Raw genomic sequence first — 19,441 nt, 5'->3', positions numbered from 1 at the left:
CGCCAGCCTTATCTACTTCACCAAACCAATTTCACGTAAGCGTTGCATCAGATAGTCGTGCGCCAGAATCGCTTCGTCGCGTTTCGGGTTTTCGGCGGAGACGCATTGCGGCAGGGCGTCGAGTGACATATCCGGATTGGGATGGACGAAAAAGGGGATCGAATAGCGCGAGATCTTTCCGGCCGGCCCCTTAGGATTAACCACTCGGTGGGTAGTTGACGGCAAGCGATGGTTGCACAGACGCTGCAGCATATCCCCGACATTACAGATGATGGTGCCCTCAATCATCGAAATACCCGTCCATTCGCCGGTGTTGCTCAACACCTCCAGACCCTCTTGTTCAGAGCCAACTAAGAGCGTGATCAGGTTTATATCTTCATGCGCACCGGCACGAACATTGGGTAGGCTCGGATCGGTGATGGGCGGGTAATGCAGGGGCCGAAGGATCGAATTACCCCATTGAACGCGGTTTAAAAAGTAGTCTTCGGCTTCACCCAAGAATAGGGCGAAGGCTTGCAACAACTCGTTGGCCATTCGATCTAAGGCAATAAACAGGGCCTGCATCGCCGGTTTGAACGCCGGTACTTCGATGGGCCAAACATTGGCCGTTAATTGGGGGAAAGGCGGTGTGCCGGTGATATCGCGACCGACATGCCAGAATTCTTTCATATCCACGAAAGTGGCATTTTTCGCAATTTCGGTTCCGAAAGGGGTATAGCCGCGGGTGCCGCCATTGTCATAAAAGTATTGTTTCTTGGCGGCATCGGGCAGGCTGAAAAACTCGGCGCTGGCCGCCAACGCATCTCGAATCACCGCCGTATCAATGCCATGGTGCGTGATGCCGGCAAAACCCCAGGCCTGATACGCGGCGCCGAGATCGGCAACGAAAGCGTCCTTGTCATGCTGAAATCTCGATAGGTCGAGTACTGGAATAGTGCTTTGGTGCATGGGTCTATCCTCACAAGAAAATAGCACCCGCCGGGACTACCTTCAGCGGGCTTACTTCAGCGTTGCCCAAATCAGGCCTTGGATGCTGGCAAAATACTTAAGCCATGGCGCAATCGCTTAGTGCGATTGCACCATGATGGGGGCCGTACTATTCACGTTCTTTGGTGTAGGCCTTGCCAATCGCCTTAGGCGCCACCGCCTTACCGATAAAGCCACCGAGTAGTACCACGGTGAGAATATAGGGCAGGGCTTCAATGAGCTGTACCGGTATCGCAAAGCCACCCAGGGTCGCGCCCTGGGACCGATCGGCAATCGCCTGCAAAATACCGAACATCAGACAGGCCAGCAGCGCGCCACGCGGATGCCACTTGCCAAAAATCAAGGCAGCTAAGGCCATATAGCCCTTACCGGCACTCATATTGGGAATAAATTGCGCTGTGACCGCCACCGACAGATACACGCCCGCCAGACCTGCCATGGCGCCGCAGATAATGAGAGCAAGATAGCGCATCTTGACGACCGATATGCCCGCCGTATCGACCGCCGATGGGTTCTCGCCCACTGCCCGTAGGCGCAAACCGAAACGCGTGCGAAACATCAGCCACCAACAGGCCGGCACGGCCACCAGCGCAAGATAGACTAGAATAAAGTGACCGCTTAACAGCTCAGAATAGAGGCCACCGATAATCGGCACATCGGCGAGCTGATCGGCAAAGGGCAGGGTTATTGGGTTGAAACGCGCATCAATGCCATTGACCTGATCGACCAGGTTCGGCGTGTTACCGCCCTGACGAAACCAGTAGTTGCCTAAGGCAGCGGTCAAACCGGCAGCCAGAATATTTAACGCCATGCCCGACACGACCTGGTCACCGTTATGGGTCACGGTGGCGAAAGCATGCATCAGACCAAACACGATACCCACCGCAACGCCCGCCACCAGGCCCAGCCAAGGCGAGTTAGTCACATAGGCCGCGGCTGCGCCGCCAAAGGCACTGGCCAAGATTTTGCCTTCCAAGGCGATGTTAACAATACCGGCACGCTCCGAGAACATCCCGGCCAGGGCGGCGAAAATCAATGGTGTGGCGACTCGCAGGGTGGCATCGAGGATCAAGATTAGGCTGTTAAAGGTATCCATAGATCAGCCCTCCGCCACGGTTTGTTGCTGGAACTTTTGGCTTAGGGCAAGGTATGCCCGCTCGATCGGGTGTTTCATCATATGTTCCAGTGCACCGGAAAACAGAATCACCAAGCCCTGGAGGATAATGATGATCCGCGGGTCAACGCCGTATTCAAACTGCAATTCACTGCCACCCTGATACAGAAAACCAAAGAGTAAACTGGCCAACACGATACCGAAGGGATGATTACGGCCCATTAAGGCCACCGCAATGCCAGTGAAACCCATGCCGTTTACCAGGCCGAATTTTATTTGATGGGCTTCGCCCTGAACAACATTGAGGGCAAAAAAGCCGGCCAAGATACCAGAGACCATCATCGCCATAATAATGGTGCGCCCGGGTGAAATACCGGCGTATTCCGCTGCGCTGGCGTTCTGACCGAGGGCTCTAATCTCATACCCCCAGCGGCTGCGCCAGATAAAGAAGTAGACGGCAACGGTGCACAGCAAGGCCCAAAAAATAGACACATTGAGGGGCGAGCGCAAAATGGAGAAGCCGAAATAAGCAAACACCTCATACATCTTCGGCAACCAACTGGCTGGATCGAACACGGCACTCTCAACCGACATACTGCCCTTAGGCTTCAACACCTCGACCAGCAGATAACTCATCACCGCCGTGGCGATAAAGTTAAACATAATGGTGGTAATCACGATGTGCGATCCACGGTAGCCCTGCAACCAGGCGGGTATCAGCGTCCATAGGCCACCAAACAGGCCCGCGGCGGTGATACTTAGAGGTAGCAACAGAATAAAGGGAATCTTGCCGCCGAGATACAGGCAGACCAGGCCTAGGCCCAAAGCGCCCATATAGGCTTGTCCTTCGACTCCAATATTAAACAGGCCGCAATGGAATGCCACGGCAACGGCGAGACCGGTGAAGATAAAGCTGGTGGTATAGTAGAGCGTGTAGCCTAGGCCATAAGAATCACCAAAGGCGCCCCTAGCCATGGCGACAACGGCCTCTATTGGACTGACGTCGATGTACCAGAAGACAAAGGCCGCGGCCAGGGCAGCCAGAAAAATATTAATCAACGGGATCACCACAACATAGATCCAGCCTGGAATTCTCGCCTGGCTCATGACTGCGCTCCGCTCTGCAACTGCCTGACTTCATCGGGCAGGATATTGGCCATCATTAGCCCCAGCATGGTTTCGGTGGCCATTTGAGCCGGAATTTCGCCGACAATCTTGCCATCGAACATCACCAGAATACGGTCGGCTAAACTCATGATCTCTTCCAATTCGACCGACACTAACAGCACGGCCTTATCCGCGTCGCGCATACCGATAATTTGCTGGTGAATCGCTTCGATGGCACCGATATCGACCCCACGCGTGGGTTGACCCACTAATAGAATGTCCGGGTTTTGCTCCATTTCTCGAGCAATGACCAGCTTCTGTTGATTACCCCCGGAGAAGTTGGCCGTTTTTAGGGCTGGATCCTGCGGGCGAACATCCCACTTGGCCATTTTCTCGGCACAATCGGCGGTAATGGCCTCGCGCTTGGTCATGAGTCGGTGGTTGTACTCGGCCTTGCGGTGATACCCGAGTACAAAGGCCTCATCGGCGGCAAAACTGTTGATCAGACCCATCTTATGGCGGTCTTCCGGTATATGACCGACCTTGTACTGCCGAACCTGGGCCGGGTTAACCGGCTCCAGGTTGGTGATTTGATGCCCATTTAGGGTGATGCTGCCCTGTTGCAAGGGTCGAATACCGGATAGGACATCGAGCAGCTCGGACTGACCGTTACCGCTCACCCCGGCGATGCCGACAATCTCACCCGCGCGTACGGTTAAATTCACCTGATCCAGGCGCAATACGCCACTCGGGTCACGCCACGACAGCTTATCCACCTGCAATAGCACCTTGCCTGGGTTGGCCTCTCCCTTATCAACCTGGAGTAACACCTTGCGCCCGACCATCAGTTCAGCCAACTGCTCACGACTGGTTTCGCTCGTCACCACATGGGCAACCATTTCACCACGGCGCATCACGCTAACATTGTCGGTCGCGGCCATAATTTCCTGCAATTTGTGGGTAATCAACATGACCGTTGTACCCTGTTCTTTTAGCGCGGCCAAAACCTTAAACAGGTGTTCTGTTTCCTGCGGCGTTAACACACCGGTGGGCTCGTCGAGGATCAAAATACGCGCGCCGCGATAGAGCGCCTTGAGTATTTCAATGCGCTGCTGCAAACCAACAGACAGCCGTTCGACCGGTATGTCCAAGGGCACATCTAGGCCATATTCGCGCGCCAAGCGTTCTAGCTCGGCGCGCGCCTTGGCCATGCTGACATTCAACAACATGCTCCCTTCGGCACCGAGTATGACGTTTTCCAGTGCCGTGAAATTTTGAATCAACATGAAATGTTGATGCACCATGCCGATGCCGGCGCTGATGGCCGCTTTAGAGTCAGAAATGCGAGTTTGCTGGCCATCGATGTATATTTGGCCTTCATCGGCCTCATAAAAACCGTAGATGATGCTCATCAGGGTCGATTTCCCGGCGCCGTTTTCACCCACTATGCCGTGGATGGTGCCTTTCTCAACCTGAAGATCGATATACTTATTCGCGTGCACAGCACCGAAACGCTTGTCTATTCCGCGTAATTCGATGGCGAGTTGCGCAGTACCAGCTGTCTGAGCGGTCATGGCTCACCTGATGTTTATAATTGGAAAGTATTTAATTCTGGCTGCATCAATGCCGCCGAAACTATAGAGAATTCTTGGGTGTTATAAGGTGCGAAGCGGGCACAAACGACTGTTTGTGTCCGCTTCGAAGCTGCTAGAGCTTAGTAACTGCAGCTGTCAGTGGTCATGTAATCATGAACCTTGATCTTACCGGAGATGATATCGGCCTTAATGGCGTCTACCTTGGTCTTCATATCGGCGGTTACCAATGACGCATTGAACTCGTCCATGGCGTAATCGACACCGCCAGCGGCCAAATCGAGAACCTTGACGCCACCCGTCCAAGTACCAGCCTGAGCTGCTTCCCAGCTTTCATAGCTGGCCAGTCCGACCTTCTTAACCATAGAAGTTAACATGGTACCCGGCATCAGATAGTTTTGGTTGGAGTCGACGCCGATAGCGTACTTACCCGCGTCTTTCGCCGCTTGGTAAACGCCGCTACCGCTGCCGCCGGCTGCTGCAAAGAGTACATCAGCGCCTTTAGAGATCTGGCTTTTCGCCAGCTCTGAACCACCGGCTGGATCGTTAAAGCCAGAGAAGTCGGTTGAGATCATTTCTGAATAGACGGTGCCATTCTTGTTGATATGTTTAAAGCCCTGCTCAAAACCGCACGAGAACTTCTGAATCAATGGAATATTTACGCCACCGATAAAGCCTGCGGTGCCCGACTCTGACTTCATCGCCGCTAAGGCACCGACGAGGAAAGAACCTTCGTGCTCAGCAAAAACAATGGACTGGACGTTGGGCAGGTCAACCACCGAATCGATGATCACAAATTGGCTGTCCGGGAATTCGGCCGCAACTTTTTCCACTGAACTGCCAAAACTGAAACCTACCGCAACAATCGGGCTTTGGCCACGGCTGGCTAAGCGACGCAAACCTTGCTCACGCTGCTCTTCGTTCTGAGGTTCAAACTCACGAACCTGAATACCCTTGTCCTTAACGAATTGTTCTGCGCCATTGCGGAATACATCTTCGTTAAAGGACTTATCAAATTTACCCGCGGTGTCATAAATTACAGCCGGCGCAAAATCTGCGGCAATCGCAGATGCAGATAAACCGATAACCGCCGAAGCAGCAAGCGTTAATAATGCTTTCATGGAAAATCCCCTCTAATATTATTTTGGTTTTCGTTACGCTCGGCGCAACTTATGGGCGGAATCACTACCACCTTAAGCAATCCTGACCTTCCGGTCAAGACATGAACCTTGTTACTTTTTCATTATACACAGTTACACCCTGCTGACACTGACAGAGAGGGGTTTCGTTAACAACGGGTTAACATTGATTGCGGCACTATTTTGATACAGATACTCGCCTGCTGTTGATGCATATCAGAGCAGATGCAGTTCAATTCACTATGCTTTTTAGAGTTAAATACAGGAGAGGAAAGATGACTTATCTGTGTCCAGACTGCCAACAGCCGCTTGAGGTCTTGGTCGCTTGCGGTTGCCGCGATTACGTCTGCAACCAGTGCCAACAACTGGTCAGTAAAGGCCGTGTCGTTCATCTTGAAGCCGAGCTTATCGAACCCTTAAAAGGCGGGGCACAGACGCGTTGATCCCGCCCGGGGTGGCGACAGGGAGGCAAAGATAGAGCGAATGGTGGGGTCTATAATCAAGCCTACCCACCGCGCAGCCAAACTGGCTGGGGTGGGAAGGGCTCAGGCAGGCTTAGAGTTTAGCCTCAACTAGCGCGACCAGGGCCGCCGAGCTGATGCCAAAATGCTTGAACAGCTCACCGGCGGGCGCCGACTCACCGAAGCTGGACATTCCGATAATGCCGCCCTCCAGACCCACATACTTATACCAGAAATCCTTGGTTGCCGCTTCGATAGCAAAGCGCTTCACACCGGTCGGCAAGACCGACTCTTGGTAGGCTGAATCTTGGGCATCAAATACCGTGGTACAAGGCATCGAGACGACCTGGACGTTTTTACCTTGGGCACTTAGCACCTCGGCCGCTTCGAGCGCCAAGGTGACTTCAGAGCCGGTACTAATCAATACCAGGTCGGCCGGAGCCTGAGGCGCACGCAATACATAGGCCCCCTTACGAATATTGCTTAGCTGCTCAGCCGTGCGCACCGAGTGAGCCAGGTTTTGGCGTGAAAACACCAACGCCGTTGGGGTTTCGGTGCTTTCAATCGCCGCGACCCAGGCCACGGCACTTTCAACCGCATCGGCTGGACGCCAGGTGTGCAGGTTCGGTGTGGCGCGCATGGCCGCCAGCTGTTCAACCGGCTGGTGAGTCGGACCATCTTCGCCCAGACCGATGGAATCGTGGGTATACACATGAATCACCGGCTGCTTCATGATAGCGGCCATACGAATCGCGTTACGGGCATATTCCATAAAGATAAAGAAGGTCGCACCATAGGGCTTCAAGCCACCGTGTACGCTGATGCCGTTCATGATGGCGGACATACCGAATTCACGCACACCGTAGTAACAGTAGTTACCCGAGGGATCCGCACTGCTAATGCCCTGCGCACCACTCCACAGGGTTAGGTTGGACGCGGCTAAGTCAGCCGAACCGCCAAAGAGCTCCGGCAAGTGCGGCGCTAGGGCTTCAATAGAGTTCTGCGATGCCTTACGGCTGGCGATGGTCTCACCCTTGGTGTTGACCGCAGCGATAAAGGCTGCGGAATCGCTGCCAAAACTGGCCGGCAATTGACCCTGCATACGGCGCGCAAACTCATCGGCTAACTCAGGAAAAGCTGCTCGATAGGCCTCAAAGCGTTCATCCCACGCGGCTTCGCGCTGGGCACCCGGTGCCGTTGCATCCCAAGCCGATTTAATCGGTGTTGGAATCTCAAAAGGTGCTGCCGTCCAACCGAGCCGAGCTCGAGTCAGGGCTATTTCATCATCGCCGAGCGGCGCGCCGTGGCAATCTTCCTTACCTTCTTTGTTCGGTGAGCCAAAACCAATAATGGTCTTGCAGCAAATCAGCGTTGGCTGGTCGGAATTGGCCTTGGCGGTAGCAATCGCTTGATGAATTTCTTCTGCATCGTGGCCATTGACCCGCGGGATCACCTGCCAGCCATAGGCTTCGAAGCGTTTGACCGTGTCATCGGTAAACCAACCTTCCACTTCGCCATCGATTGAAATGCCATTGTCGTCATAAAAGGCAATCAGCTTACCCAGACCCAAGGTGCCGGCCAGCGAACTGACTTCGTGGGAAACGCCTTCCATCATGCAACCGTCGCCAAGAAAGACGTAGGTGTTGTGATCGACAACCTCATGTCCTGGGCGGTTAAACTGCGCGGCCAAAACCTTTTCCGCCATCGCCATACCAACAGCATTGGCGATACCCTGACCCAAGGGCCCAGTAGTGGTTTCAACGCCGGGTGTATAGCCGTATTCAGGATGACCTGGCGTGCGCGAATGCAGTTGACGAAAATTCTTCAGATCATCAATGGTCAGATCGTAACCACTCAGGTGCAGCAATGAGTAGTGCAACATCGAGCCGTGGCCGTTTGACAACACAAAACGATCTCGGTTAAACCACTTCGGGTTAGCCGGATTGTGTTGTAAATAGTCGGCCCAAAGTACCTGGGCGATATCGGCCATACCCATGGGTGCACCTGGGTGACCGGATTTGGCTTTTTGAACGGCATCCATGCTCAGGGCACGAATCGCATTGGCAAGTTCACTGCGTGAAGGCATCTTTACTCTTTCCTCAGAATAGGGAGTGATTGACGTTGACAGCATTGATAATTAGAGCGGCGGATTGTCCCAGAAAGGAGGGGGCGAGGCAAAGCAGAATGCCCCCTTTTCGGCAGAAAAGGGCACTTTTTGTAGGCACATTCGCGGTTTTATGCTAATTGGCTCTGGTTAGTCGCGGCGAAGCCCCTTACAGGGCATAAGCCTTACTTGTAGGCAATCGAGGCGAGAATCCGTCGTTGCCCGGTAAAGGGTTGACGTGCATGCAACACCGTGTGGTTGTTGAGGAACAACACATCCTGACTGTGCCAACTGAAGTTAACGCACAGCTGCGCCATCCGCTGGACCGTTTTAGCCATGACTTGGGCGTCCATGACTTCGCCGTCACAACTCACCACCGCCTTATTGGCGACATTACGCGCGTCGTCCCAGCCGGTGTAGACGGCCAGAATGGAATTGAAAAAGGTTTTCTGCTGGCTTTCGTTATCAAAACGGATCGCCGGCAGCGTTTGCGATTCGGTGCGCAGCTCGTCGTTATCGAGCCAGGCCCAAGTCATCTTGTGTTCCAGCAGTACCTGCTCGCACTGGGCCCGTGTCTCGACCTTAAAGGTTTCCTGCCAGGATCGCCCAATTGGCGATTGGGTATCAGTGACCGCAGGCATTACCCGGATATAGCGCACACCCTCACGCTCAATTTTCTCGGCATAGTCGGTATCCACGTCAAAAAAGGCAGAACAGATTTCTGCCGAATGCAGGATGGATGTCGCACCCCCGGTTTCGGGCGCTATATCGCAATAGAAAAAGATATAGCCGGGTGGATGAGGCGTCTGGGCCATCTCGTGGTGAAACGGGATCGTTTCCGTCGCCGGCGATTCATTCGCAGTCACGATACGCGACTGGGTTACCTGGGTTCGCGGTGCGGCGCCGCCGACATAGGGCATGTTTTGATAAGCCGTCTGATCCAGCATCGCTTCGAAGCCTTCGGCATCGGTGACGGGAAAGCCACGGAACAGCAGGGCGCCGTGATCGATCAACTTGGCGTGCAGCTCTGCGCGATGATCGGCCATCCACTCTTGAAAAGCAGACTTTTCACTGGCCACGGCGGCATTCGGCGGAAGAATGACCAGAGGAAAATCACGGCCATTGACCTGTTTCTGCTGCGCTATCTTGCCAATGATTAGGGTCATGCTCTGCCTCGCAAAGATACATCAATAGTATATGAATAGATCGTAGGCCAACCTTAGCAATGAAACGTCATGATGTAAATCAATGCTGTAGGATTCGACTTAAAATAAGTCGCCTTTTGATGCTTAGGGACGCCAATGCTGGGCAAAATCGGTAAACCGATGGACCAGCGGTGTCAGGGCCACCTTGTCCAGATGCACGATGGCAAAGGTGCGTTTTAATTGCAGTACGGTGGGCAGCTCGACCAGCGTGCCTGTTGTCAGCTCATCGACCAGGGCCAACTCGGACAGGCAGCCGATACCCAGACCGGCCCGAACCGACTGCTTGATCGCCTCCTGACGGTTCAACGCGAGGCGAATGCGCGGCGTTTCCTGGCGCTGGGCAAAGGCTTGATCGAAGACTGCGCGGGTGCCCGATCCCCTTTCACGCACGATCCACGGCAGAGTCGACCATTCACCTTCCGGCACCTTGGCCAACTTCAGCCACTGTGCATCGGGCCGGCAGAACACCTTGAGTTGATCTTCCCGCCAGCGATTTATCGACACGCCAGTTGCCGATGTCGGGCCTTCGATAAAACCGATACTCGCTAGGCCGCTGGTAACCCGCTCAATCACACCGTCACTGTTATGGATCGAGAGCTCGGGCTCGACTAGCGGGTAGTTGGCAATAAAGCCGGCCAATAGCTTGGGCATCAGATAGGAGGCTATGGTTTCGCTGGCACTGACGCGCAGCTTGCCGCCAATAAAATCCGCCTGTGGAAAGGCCAAGCTGTCCAGGTGAATCAACACCTGAAGGATTTTCGGCAAGGCCTGTTGCCCAGCCTCGGTCAGGGTCAACGTGCGGCCGATTTTGCGGAACAGGTCATAGCCCAGTTGGCGTTCGAGCTCTTTCAACGACTGGCTGGCTGCTGACTGACTGATGGCTTGCTCATCAGCGGCGGCGGTCAGGGAATCCAAGCGGGCGATGGCAGCGAAAAGCTGTAACTGTCTCAAGCTAACATTCATAAGTTTTTCTAATGCTTGGGTTAAGTTATATCCAATATATTTAACTAAAATCAGGCGGTACAGTACAGGTCTAAATGCACTGGACGCTGCGAATGTGGATTCTGCTCCCCCTGATTGGCGCTATCGCCTATGGCTTGGCGCAACTGACGTGGGCCCGCCATCTTGGTTTGGGCGCCCTGCCCATGGCCATCGGACTGGGCATCCTAGTGGGCAATGGGTTTACCCCGGCCTGGTCGACGCGCAGCGAGCAGGTGCTCGCCTTCAGTAAAAAACGTCTTTTACGCATTGGCATTATTCTCTTTGGCAGTCATCTGACCTTACAACAACTGATAGCAGTTGGTTGGCAGGCCGCCGTGCTCGATCTGGTGGTGATTGGCTCGGTACTGTCGGTTGGCTATTGGGTCGGTGTCAGGGTCCTCGGAATGAGCCGTGAGGCGACCATTCTGACCTCGGTCGGCAGCGCCGTGTGCGGGGCCGCCGCCATTCTCGCGACCGAGCCGGTATTAAAGGCCAAGCAGCAGGATGTCAGCGTGGCAGTGGCTACCGTTGTGGTCTTTGGTACCCTGGCGCTGTTTTGCTATCCATTGATTTTTAGCCTGACCGGGCTCAGCAGTGCCAATTTCGGCGTCTATATCGGCAGTACCGTGCATGAGGTCGCCCAGGCGGTTGCCGCGGGCCAGGCGATCGATGGTGCTGCCATGAACAGCGCCCTAATTACCAAGTTGATGCGGGTCATGATGCTGGCGCCGGTTGTCGTGCTGATCGGCTGGCTCTATCAGCGCACTCAGATCGGAACAGCCAATGGACCGTCGGCGGCGATACCCTGGCCCTGGTTTGTCTTTGGCTTTATCGCCATGGTGACGTTAAACAGCCTGATTGACTTACCCGCCGCGCTGCGCCATGCACTACAAGTTAGCGCGCAGCTCGCGTTGATTTTGGCGATGACGGCGCTGGGTCTGCAAACGCGCTTTGCGGCCCTACGCCAGGCTGGGGCCAAGCCACTGATCTTGTCCGCATTGCTGTTTGCGCTCTTGCTCGGCGGTGGGCTGGTGGTCCATCAGTTACTTTACTAGCGTTGATTCAACTTCATATTGAGAAAAGCATAGGCGGCATTAAAGGCCGGTTGTTGAAATTTCTTCAGCTCCAAACCGCCGAAGTCGGTCGAGGGCGGCGCCGCCTTGAATTGCTCCTTGACCTGGGCCGTGGCCAGCACCGAAACCGGTAGGCCGATTAGCTGAATGGCCGCTTCTAACTTAAAGCTGGTGGAACTGCCGGCAAACTTGCCCTTCTGTTCACGTCGCAGGATCACAACCTCATCAATATGGTAATCCTCCAGTAGCTTTTTAAAGGCAAACTGAAATTGGCGAATCGCGTCGGTATCCTCAGATTGAGACACGGTGAACAAGCGCTGACGACAATCGGGCACTTGAAAGGCGCCCTGGTCGTAGCCTACTAAACTGATAATCGCTTCGCTGCCTTTTAATTCTACGCCACAGACTTTCATACTTATCCTTCAATCCCGTTGTCAATCCGGCGATTATAGCCGGTCTTGGCCTAGGTAGGTGATCGATCTTCACCTCTCTGGCAGAATAGTTGCGCTGCGCACGAATTGATCTCATGGTGGGGCCGTCGCAGACGCTTGGAAAGGCCAGGTTGGTCGGGTAAGCTTTGGCTTCACTTCACATCCGAACCGTCTTGCTATGCCAAACCCTCTTGATAGCACGAGCGAATATCTGTCGCTAACCTTCGTCGGTCTCGACCTGTCCAATGAGACGCTCAGTTTTAAAGAATTCGATGGCTGCGTTTTTAAGGAGTGCCGCTTCGATAGCGTCACCTTCAAGAATTGCAAATTTATTGAATGTGAATTTGTCAGCTGCAACTTGAGTGTCGTCAACATGAGTTACAGCCGGTTTATGGACGTCGCCTTTAGGGACAGCAAGATTATCGGCGTCGACTGGACCAAGGCCGCCTGGCCGAATCTTTCATTGCCGGCTCCAATCTCATTTCACAATTCGCTGCTCAACGACTCATCGTTCTATGGTTTGCATCTGGCCGATCTTATTATTGAAGACTGTAAGGTCCATGATGTGGATTTTCGCGAGGGCAACTTCAGCCAGGGTGATTTTTCCGGATCGGATTTCGCCAATAGTCTCTTCAATGGCGCCAACCTCAGTGGCGTGTCGTTTGAAAACGCCGAGAACTACTATATCGACCTGAACCACACCAATATTAAACAGGCAAAGTTCAGCCGGCTCGAGGCCGTCTGTTTGCTGGAAAGTTTGGATATCGAATTGCTCGACTGAGACGCAAAAAAAACCCGAGGCTACGCCACGGGTAAAGCATACTTGGTTGATCGGTGTTATGCGCTGTGCTCCGGCCGGCCAGTTATCGGGCCGACCTGCTGTGCACCATCGTTTGTACTATTACTGCAAATCCGACTTATAGTTTTCTGCGATCGCCTGCTCGGCCTTAGTCGCTTCAGAGACGAGCAAGTCATAGTACTTACCACCAGACTTGACGTTCTTTTCAAACCAGCTGTAAACCGGCATCGCTGCTGCCTTGAACTGCTCTTTTTCAGCGGGCGTGGGCACATACAGACTGCCGCCAGCCTTATTAAAGTCCTGGTAGGCCTGAATCGATTTACGCTTCGGTGAGGCAAAGGTGGCTTGCTGTAAGGCATTAAAACCGTCCACGATCACGCGGCGTAAGTCTTCGGGCATATCCAAGAAGGCCTCGTTATTCATATACCACAGAGCTGCCATATAGGCGTGGCCATCGAGGGTGACATATTTCAGACCCGCCTCAGTGAACTTCATACCCATGATATCGGTAATGCCATTTTTCGACCCTTCCACTACACCCGTTTGAAACGAGGTGTACAGTTCTGGCCAAGGGATCGGCGTTGGGCTGGCGCCCATGGCCCTAACCAATTCTTGCGGCAAATCGGCAACCACGGTGCGTATCTTCAAGCCTTTTAGATCGCTTGGCTGCTGCACTTGGCGTTTGGTGTTGGCAAAGTTGCGCCAGCCACCGGTATTGCCAATGGTCATCAGGCGAATGCTGTCGTCAGAGTCGGCCAGGATATCGGCGCGCATTTCGCGCACAAAGTCGCCACTTAAAACGGCTTCGGCGATGCGGTCGTCACGTAACAGATAGGGTAAGTCGAGGACCTGAACATAGGGGAACATGTTCGCTGCGCCACCGGAGGTGGAAATATAGATATCAACCGAACCGTCCTCTAAGGCTTGCAGACATTCGGTGCCATTGGCACAGAGTTGGGTTCCGATAAAGAGATCAACCGATATCTTGCCATTGGAATGGGCTTCAACAAAGTCTTTAAAGACCACCAGACCGTCATAGTCTTCATCGTTTTCGTTGGAATTTGCGACGGCCCGTAAGTTAAAGTCGGCCGCATGAGCGATGCCGATCGATAGGGTTAGTGCCGCAACCGCCAGGCCACCGGCGAGTTTCTTGGCCAACATTTTGTGCTCTACATTCATGGAATTTGCCTCTTTGTTGTTGTTGTAGTGAGCCTTGCTCTTACAGGGTGTTGCTCGGTAGCGGCCTTTCGACCGCGCCTTTTACCTAGGCCAAACCAAGAAATCTCGGAATGGTCATAGAAATAGCGGGAAAGTAAGTAATTAAAAATATCATCAGAAATTCAACGGCCAGAAACGGCAAGATGGCCTTGGCGATCGACTCAACCCGTTCACCGGAAACACTCGATGCGACGAACAACACCAAGCCCATGGGCGGTGTCGCCAGGCCCACCGTCAGGTTGACACTCATAATGATTGCAAAGTGAACTGGATCGATGCCCAGCTGGATAAAAATCGGTGCCAAAATGGGACCCAATATAATGATAGCTGGCCCGGCGTCGAGAAACATACCGACAACAAAGAGCAGTATATTGATGGCAAAGAGCAGAATGAGGGCGTTATCGCTGATTGCCAGCACCCAGTTGGCCAGGTCTTCGGCAGAGTGCGATAAACTCACCACCGTTTTAAAGGCAATGGCGGCGCCAACGATAAGTAGGACCGCGGCCGAGGACATCGCCGACCGGGTGAATATTTGCGGCAGATCCGACAGTTTGACCGTTTTCATCACCCAAATACTGAGCACAAGGGCATAACCGACGGCGATGGCTGAGGCTTCGGTGGGCGTGAAAACCCCAAATAGAATGCCACCCAGAATGATAATGGGCGTCAGCAAGGGCAAGAAGGCGGCCTTGGTCGCCGCACCCTTTTCTTGCCAACTGGCTTTTTCACGCGCAACGGGGAAGTTATGTTTTTTCGCCAGCAGAGCGGTTACCGCCATCAGGCCTAAGCCGATTAATAGCCCGGGTATGACGCCCGCGGCGAAAAGCGCCGCGACCGACACCTCCATGGTGTAAGCGTAGATAATCATAATGCCCGAAGGCGGGATAATCGGGCCAATCACCGAGCTGGCCGCAGTAATGGCGGCCGCAAAACGGCGGCTATAGCCATTTTTTTCCATCGCCGGGATCAGCATCGAGCCGAGCGCGGACGTGTCGGCCACGGCTGAGCCCGACATGCCTGCAAACAACATGCTGGACATTATATTGACGTGGGCCAGGCCACCGCGGACATGACCGATAAAGACCTGCGATAGGTTCACCAGGCGAATGGTAATGCCGCCCCGATTCATGACCTCGCCGGCGAGCATAAAGAAGGGAATAGCCATCAGCGGAAATGAGTCGATGCCGTTGTAGATATTGCGAAACAGCATTGGCACGTCGCGACCCATGTCACTCAACAATAGCATCAGACCGGGCGCAAACAGGGTGGCAAAGAACACCGGCAGGCCGAGCAGCAGAACCAACAGAAAGAGCGGCAAAAATAGCGTTAACATCGGCGGCTAATCTCCAGTGGGTGCTTGATAAGGGGTCGGCGCGGCGAGGCCCAGAAGATTTTTCAAGATCAGTTCAATATTGACCAACAACATGGTGCCGAAACAGACTGGCATCGCCAGATAGATCCAGGCACGAGGCAATTTGAACGATGCAGCGCGAGTACGAAAACCGCGTTCAAAAAATTCTAAGCCTAGGGTAAAGAGCCGAAACAGGACCAGGGCGGCGATCACCAAGAGCAACAGCTTCAACAGTCGGGCCAGGGCGGGAGGCATCATCTCATGCAGCATATCGATCGCCACAAAGGATCCGTTGTGATAAGCCTGCGCCGCCACCAACGCCATCATCCAGATCATAAAGGCACGGGCGACCTCTTCGGGCCATGGCAGCGCACTGTTTAGGACATAGCGACAAAACACTTGTAACAAAATAGTGAGCACCATCAGCGCGACCAATACCCAAGCCATATTGGCACTGATGGTCATTAGCATTCTATTAAAGCGTTCCAACCTGCTGTGTACCCAGTGCAGGGCGGTCATGGCTGGACGACCAAATTAAGCGCGCATGGCATATTGAGTCCCTATTATTCTTATTGTTATTGGCCGGTTACCACGCAAGCCGAAACCCAATGGTCGGTGGCATTGCGATGGTCTGTTGATACCGATTGGGCTGCCTGGATGAATACAGTGAAGCCAAGAACCTATAATTTTCGTTATCATCTATCATTGATTTACTTTTTTCTTGCCAGATAACACTAGCAATGTATGATGCTGATGTAAATCAATTATAGATGAATTCATTAAAATCAGGGTCTTCTAATATGATACGATAGCGCTCACCAGACTGATCCACGTTTGAAGGAAGTAGTGCATTGAGCAACCAGATTAGCGAGAGAATTAATGCCGACTTCGGCGCCCGTCAGGGTAAACGACGACCCATGTACGTTCAGGTCAGTGAACTGCTCTTAAGGGAAATTAATGCCGGCCATTGGCGCGAAGGGGAACGACTGCCAATCGAGGCCGATCTGGCGGTTGAACTGAAGGTCGCTGTCGGAACGCTGCGGAAAGCCCTGGCTTTACTCGAGAATGACGGCCTGGTAGAGCGTCGGCAGGGCTCCGGAACCTATGTCAAACGGCCCGCACGAGAAGCGGTCTATCAACTCTTTCGCTTGGAGCTACTGGACGGTGGTGGCACACCACACGCCCAAACCCTGGCTGTGCGCAAAGAAGCCAACACAGAAGTCGCTGAACGTTTTAGTTGCCCCGCCGATACGCTTTTTTGGCGCATTGAACGCAAGCGCTTCTTGAACCAGAGCGCGATCGCGGCGGAAGAAATGTGGGTCCGCGCCGCGCATGCTGAAACGCTCAGCGCAGCCGAACTGGATGAGTCCCTGTATCGACATTATCGCGAGCATTTTGGCTTCTGGATCAGCCGGGTTGAGGATCGTCTGCGCGTTTTTCCGGCGACCGATTGGGCTGCAACCATACTCGATTTACCACCCGCTAGCGCCTTGGGCTGGATAGAGCGGCTCAGCTGGTCCGCTGATGACCGTGTCGAAGAGTACTCCCGCACCTGGTTTAACCCGGCCATCTGCCATTACGTCTCAAGGATGTCCTAAGTGGGACGACTCAGCCAGGCGGAGAGGCCCTTAACTAGACCCCGATCCAACACACTGCGTTAGCACATGGAGCACTTTATGACCTTAGGCTATGGAATCATCGGTTGCGGCATGATGGGCCAAGAGCACATTCGCAATATTCAGCTACTGCCCCAGGCCAGTGTACGTGCGGTCTATGAGCCGGACCCTGAAATGCAACAACGGATCTTGGCGCTGGTGCCCGAGGTCCGCTTCGAAGCGTCGATCGAGACCTTATTGGCGGCGCCAGACCTGGATGCCCTGGTCATCGCCAGCCCCAACTTTATGCACGCCGAGCAACTCTTGGCGGTACTGGCCCAGACCGACTTACCCGTTCTGGTGGAAAAGCCGTTGGTCACCTGTCGCGACGATATCGAGCGCATACGCCAGGCAGCGGCTGGTCACCGCGCACCGCTCTGGGTTGCCATGGAATACCGCTATATGCCGCCGGTGGCCGCCCTACTGGGCCAGATTCGCAGCGGCGCGCACGGCGTGACCCGACAGTTCAGCGTGCGCGAGCATCGCTTCCCCTTCCTGACCAAGGTCGGCGACTGGAACCGGTTTAATAAAAACACTGGTGGCACTTTGGTTGAAAAATGCTGTCATTTTTTCGATCTGATGCGTTTGCAGTCCCAGAGTGAAGCGATTCGAGTCTTCGCCTCCGGCGGCATCGACGTCAACCATCTCGACGAACGCTATGACGGCCAGGCACCGGATATCCTCGATAATGCCTACGTCATAGTGGATTTTGCCAACGGTCAACGGGCCCTATTGGAACTGTGTATGTTTGCCGAGGGCTCGCGCTATCAAGAAGAGCTCTGTGCGCTTGGCGAACGGGGTAAGTTGGAAGCCTCGGTGCCCGGACCGGGCCGGTTTTGGAATACCGAGTTGGGTCCTGCACCCACTCCACAGCTGGTATTCAGTCCCCGTCAGCCGAGCGGCCCAGTGATCACCTCGATACCGGTCGACCCGACCCTGCTGGCCGCAGGCGATCACAATGGCTCGACCTACTACCAGCACCTGGGCTTTTATCGGGCCATTACCGACGGTCAAGCTGTCGAGGTATCGGTCGCCGATGGGCTCAAGGCCGTCGTGCTCGGTTTGGCCGCCCAACAGTCGATTGCCACCGGTCTCGCGGTCGCAATAAGCAACGATGGCTGGCATTTCGAATAGCGCCGACGGGTCTCGACGGCTAGGGGCCGAGCCCTCGCCGCAGGCTCTAAGCCTCCCCCTAGGCTCGCTATACAGGGGCCCTCAAGATCTATATCAAAATATATTGATATAGATCTTGAGGAAAACATCAAGCACTGCTATCGTCTCCTCCATGAACCTATCCGATTACGCGGCGTTTTTTAAAGCCATCAGTGACCCAACCCGGCTAACCGTGCTGCAATTGCTCGGCAGCAGCGCCTATGGGGTGCTGGAATTGAGTGAAATGCTCGATGTGAAACAGTCGGGCATGAGTCACCACCTTAAGGTTTTAAGTAAGGCCGGCTGGGTCGACAGCCGACGCGAGGGCAATAGTATCTATTATCGCCGCTCGCTCGGGGATGCGCTCAATGTCCAACAGCAACTGTTTCGTGAATTGGATCAGCAGCCCTTACCCGAGCCAGTACTGGCTCAGCAGCAGCGTATTCGCGCCGAGCGGTTGACTCGCGCACGGCAGTTTTTTGTTGAGCATGCCAACGAGTTTGTTCTGCACCAGGAGCGCATCGTGCTGTTTGAGCATTACGGGCCAGAGGCACTGCAGCTGTTGGACAGCCTTCAGCGCTCGCCGCACGAGCGGGTCCTGGAAGTCGGCCCCGGCAAAGGCGAGTTTCTTAAGGCCTTAGCTCAGCGCTTTCAGCGGGTCGTCGGTGTCGATATTTCGCCGGTCATGTTGGCGCAAGCAACGGATCATTTGGGGCACGGCTCGTCCGTTGAACTGATCGAAGGCAATACCGATACCCTGCTCGGGCAGGCGGATCGGTTCGATATCATTTTCTATAACATGGTTTTGCACCATGTGCCGATGCCCGAGGCAGAGATTGCCCAATGCGCCCTGTTGCTTAATCCCAACGGTGTGCTGATCGTAACCGATCTGTGTCGGCACGATCAGGAGTGGGCGCGTGACCAATGTGGTGACCAGTGGCTAGGTTTTGAACCGGAAGAATTACATCAGTGGGCGGGCCGACACGGTCTGGCGCACGATCAAACACGATTTTTAGCGTTGCGAAATGGCTTTCAGGTGCAAACCCAAGTCTACCGTAACGTTTGACCGACT

Annotated in this window: 18 protein-coding genes; 6 read left to right on the top strand and 12 right to left on the bottom strand. The window is 54.1% G+C overall.

What is annotated here, in order from left to right:
- Positions 1–12: 12 nt before the first annotated feature.
- From AC4FIC_RS00715 to AC4FIC_RS00695, 5 genes are all read right to left on the bottom strand, one after another.
- On the bottom strand, positions 13–948 hold the full coding sequence (locus AC4FIC_RS00715) for an isopenicillin N synthase family dioxygenase (protein WP_476194793.1): 936 nt from the start codon (positions 946–948) through the stop codon (positions 13–15).
- 148 nt (positions 949–1,096) lie between these two features.
- Positions 1,097–2,083, bottom strand: a complete 987-nt coding sequence (locus AC4FIC_RS00710) for an ABC transporter permease (RefSeq protein WP_100255674.1) — start codon at positions 2,081–2,083, stop codon at positions 1,097–1,099.
- Between the two features lie 3 nt (positions 2,084–2,086).
- Entirely contained in the window at positions 2,087–3,208 is a 1,122-nt protein-coding gene (locus tag AC4FIC_RS00705; RefSeq protein WP_100255673.1) for an ABC transporter permease, read from the bottom strand.
- Positions 3,205–4,782: an ABC transporter ATP-binding protein gene (locus tag AC4FIC_RS00700; RefSeq protein ID WP_476194794.1), complete on the bottom strand. Its 1,578-nt coding sequence runs from the start codon at positions 4,780–4,782 to the stop codon at positions 3,205–3,207. The genes AC4FIC_RS00705 and AC4FIC_RS00700 overlap by 4 nt, the downstream gene beginning before the upstream one ends.
- Positions 4,783–4,922: 140 nt before the next feature.
- On the bottom strand, positions 4,923–5,921 hold the full coding sequence (locus AC4FIC_RS00695) for a BMP family lipoprotein (RefSeq protein WP_100255671.1): 999 nt from the start codon (positions 5,919–5,921) through the stop codon (positions 4,923–4,925).
- A gap of 293 nt (positions 5,922–6,214) precedes the next feature.
- Here AC4FIC_RS00695 and AC4FIC_RS00690 point away from each other — a divergent pair, with 293 nt between their 5' ends.
- A complete protein-coding gene (locus AC4FIC_RS00690; protein WP_264371426.1) occupies positions 6,215–6,382 on the top strand; it encodes a zinc ribbon domain-containing protein in 168 nt (55 codons plus the stop codon).
- A gap of 112 nt (positions 6,383–6,494) precedes the next feature.
- Here the strand turns inward: AC4FIC_RS00690 and tkt are convergent, their stop codons facing one another.
- From tkt to AC4FIC_RS00675, 3 genes are all read right to left on the bottom strand, one after another.
- Positions 6,495–8,486 (bottom strand): transketolase, encoded by a 1,992-nt coding sequence (gene tkt, locus AC4FIC_RS00685; protein WP_100255670.1) that lies wholly within the window; start codon positions 8,484–8,486, stop codon positions 6,495–6,497.
- 203 nt (positions 8,487–8,689) lie between these two features.
- Positions 8,690–9,670, bottom strand: coding sequence for a TauD/TfdA family dioxygenase (locus tag AC4FIC_RS00680; RefSeq protein ID WP_100255669.1), 981 nt, complete (start codon positions 9,668–9,670; stop codon positions 8,690–8,692).
- A gap of 123 nt (positions 9,671–9,793) precedes the next feature.
- Positions 9,794–10,672 carry a LysR substrate-binding domain-containing protein gene (locus AC4FIC_RS00675; RefSeq protein ID WP_100255668.1) on the bottom strand — a complete coding sequence of 293 codons (879 nt, stop codon included), beginning with the start codon at positions 10,670–10,672 and terminating at the stop codon, positions 9,794–9,796.
- Positions 10,673–10,764: 92 nt separating this feature from the next.
- Here AC4FIC_RS00675 and AC4FIC_RS00670 point away from each other — a divergent pair, with 92 nt between their 5' ends.
- Positions 10,765–11,745 carry a YeiH family protein gene (locus AC4FIC_RS00670; RefSeq protein WP_476194795.1) on the top strand — a complete coding sequence of 327 codons (981 nt, stop codon included), beginning with the start codon at positions 10,765–10,767 and terminating at the stop codon, positions 11,743–11,745.
- Here AC4FIC_RS00670 and AC4FIC_RS00665 read toward each other — a convergent pair.
- Positions 11,742–12,176: a DUF3010 family protein gene (locus tag AC4FIC_RS00665; protein WP_100255666.1), complete on the bottom strand. Its 435-nt coding sequence runs from the start codon at positions 12,174–12,176 to the stop codon at positions 11,742–11,744. The two genes, AC4FIC_RS00670 and AC4FIC_RS00665, sit on opposite strands and share 4 nt — an antisense overlap.
- 196 nt (positions 12,177–12,372) lie before the next feature.
- Here AC4FIC_RS00665 and AC4FIC_RS00660 point away from each other — a divergent pair, with 196 nt between their 5' ends.
- On the top strand, positions 12,373–12,975 hold the full coding sequence (locus AC4FIC_RS00660; protein ID WP_100255665.1) for a pentapeptide repeat-containing protein: 603 nt from the start codon (positions 12,373–12,375) through the stop codon (positions 12,973–12,975).
- A 120-nt stretch (positions 12,976–13,095) separates the two neighbouring features.
- Here the strand turns inward: AC4FIC_RS00660 and AC4FIC_RS00655 are convergent, their stop codons facing one another.
- The 3 genes from AC4FIC_RS00655 to AC4FIC_RS00645 all read right to left on the bottom strand — a co-directional run bounded on the left by AC4FIC_RS00655 (position 13,096) and on the right by AC4FIC_RS00645 (position 16,081).
- The gene (locus AC4FIC_RS00655; RefSeq protein WP_100255664.1) at positions 13,096–14,172 is read right to left on the bottom strand and encodes a TRAP transporter substrate-binding protein; all 1,077 of its coding nucleotides are present in this window, start codon (positions 14,170–14,172) and stop codon (positions 13,096–13,098) included.
- A gap of 85 nt (positions 14,173–14,257) precedes the next feature.
- Positions 14,258–15,544: a TRAP transporter large permease gene (locus AC4FIC_RS00650; RefSeq protein ID WP_100255663.1), complete on the bottom strand. Its 1,287-nt coding sequence runs from the start codon at positions 15,542–15,544 to the stop codon at positions 14,258–14,260.
- Positions 15,545–15,550: 6 nt separating this feature from the next.
- On the bottom strand, positions 15,551–16,081 hold the full coding sequence (locus tag AC4FIC_RS00645) for a TRAP transporter small permease (RefSeq protein ID WP_100255662.1): 531 nt from the start codon (positions 16,079–16,081) through the stop codon (positions 15,551–15,553).
- Positions 16,082–16,413: 332 nt separating this feature from the next.
- Between AC4FIC_RS00645 and AC4FIC_RS00640 the strand changes: the two genes are divergently transcribed.
- The 3 genes from AC4FIC_RS00640 (at position 16,414) to AC4FIC_RS00630 (ending at position 19,435) form a co-directional block, all read left to right on the top strand.
- A complete protein-coding gene (locus AC4FIC_RS00640; RefSeq protein WP_227003723.1) occupies positions 16,414–17,160 on the top strand; it encodes a GntR family transcriptional regulator in 747 nt (248 codons plus the stop codon).
- Positions 17,161–17,238: 78 nt separating this feature from the next.
- Positions 17,239–18,351 (top strand): Gfo/Idh/MocA family protein, encoded by a 1,113-nt coding sequence (locus AC4FIC_RS00635; protein WP_476194204.1) that lies wholly within the window; start codon positions 17,239–17,241, stop codon positions 18,349–18,351.
- A gap of 151 nt (positions 18,352–18,502) precedes the next feature.
- Positions 18,503–19,435, top strand: coding sequence for an ArsR/SmtB family transcription factor (locus tag AC4FIC_RS00630; protein WP_476194206.1), 933 nt, complete (start codon positions 18,503–18,505; stop codon positions 19,433–19,435).
- Positions 19,436–19,441 lie beyond the last annotated feature (6 nt).

The organism is Reinekea sp. (genome assembly GCF_982785585.1).
The sequence above is the reverse complement of the archived record's forward strand: the minus strand, read 5'-3'. Positions and strand labels throughout refer to the sequence as shown.

Coding starts and splice junctions, on each gene's coding strand:
- AC4FIC_RS00680 (WP_100255669.1), bottom strand. CDS start 9,670: ATGACCCTAATCATTGGCAAGATAGCGCAGCAGAAACAGGTCAATGGC.
- AC4FIC_RS00710 (WP_100255674.1), bottom strand. CDS start 2,083: ATGGATACCTTTAACAGCCTAATCTTGATCCTCGATGCCACCCTGCGA.
- AC4FIC_RS00700 (WP_476194794.1), bottom strand. CDS start 4,782: ATGACCGCTCAGACAGCTGGTACTGCGCAACTCGCCATCGAATTACGC.
- AC4FIC_RS00660 (WP_100255665.1), top strand. CDS start 12,373: ATGCCAAACCCTCTTGATAGCACGAGCGAATATCTGTCGCTAACCTTC.
- AC4FIC_RS00675 (WP_100255668.1), bottom strand. CDS start 10,672: ATGAATGTTAGCTTGAGACAGTTACAGCTTTTCGCTGCCATCGCCCGC.
- AC4FIC_RS00645 (WP_100255662.1), bottom strand. CDS start 16,081: ATGACCGCCCTGCACTGGGTACACAGCAGGTTGGAACGCTTTAATAGA.
- AC4FIC_RS00650 (WP_100255663.1), bottom strand. CDS start 15,544: ATGTTAACGCTATTTTTGCCGCTCTTTCTGTTGGTTCTGCTGCTCGGC.
- AC4FIC_RS00665 (WP_100255666.1), bottom strand. CDS start 12,176: ATGAAAGTCTGTGGCGTAGAATTAAAAGGCAGCGAAGCGATTATCAGT.
- AC4FIC_RS00635 (WP_476194204.1), top strand. CDS start 17,239: ATGACCTTAGGCTATGGAATCATCGGTTGCGGCATGATGGGCCAAGAG.
- AC4FIC_RS00630 (WP_476194206.1), top strand. CDS start 18,503: ATGAACCTATCCGATTACGCGGCGTTTTTTAAAGCCATCAGTGACCCA.
- AC4FIC_RS00655 (WP_100255664.1), bottom strand. CDS start 14,172: ATGAATGTAGAGCACAAAATGTTGGCCAAGAAACTCGCCGGTGGCCTG.
- AC4FIC_RS00715 (WP_476194793.1), bottom strand. CDS start 948: ATGCACCAAAGCACTATTCCAGTACTCGACCTATCGAGATTTCAGCAT.
- AC4FIC_RS00705 (WP_100255673.1), bottom strand. CDS start 3,208: ATGAGCCAGGCGAGAATTCCAGGCTGGATCTATGTTGTGGTGATCCCG.
- AC4FIC_RS00670 (WP_476194795.1), top strand. CDS start 10,765: ATGTGGATTCTGCTCCCCCTGATTGGCGCTATCGCCTATGGCTTGGCG.
- AC4FIC_RS00695 (WP_100255671.1), bottom strand. CDS start 5,921: ATGAAAGCATTATTAACGCTTGCTGCTTCGGCGGTTATCGGTTTATCT.
- AC4FIC_RS00690 (WP_264371426.1), top strand. CDS start 6,215: ATGACTTATCTGTGTCCAGACTGCCAACAGCCGCTTGAGGTCTTGGTC.
- tkt (WP_100255670.1), bottom strand. CDS start 8,486: ATGCCTTCACGCAGTGAACTTGCCAATGCGATTCGTGCCCTGAGCATG.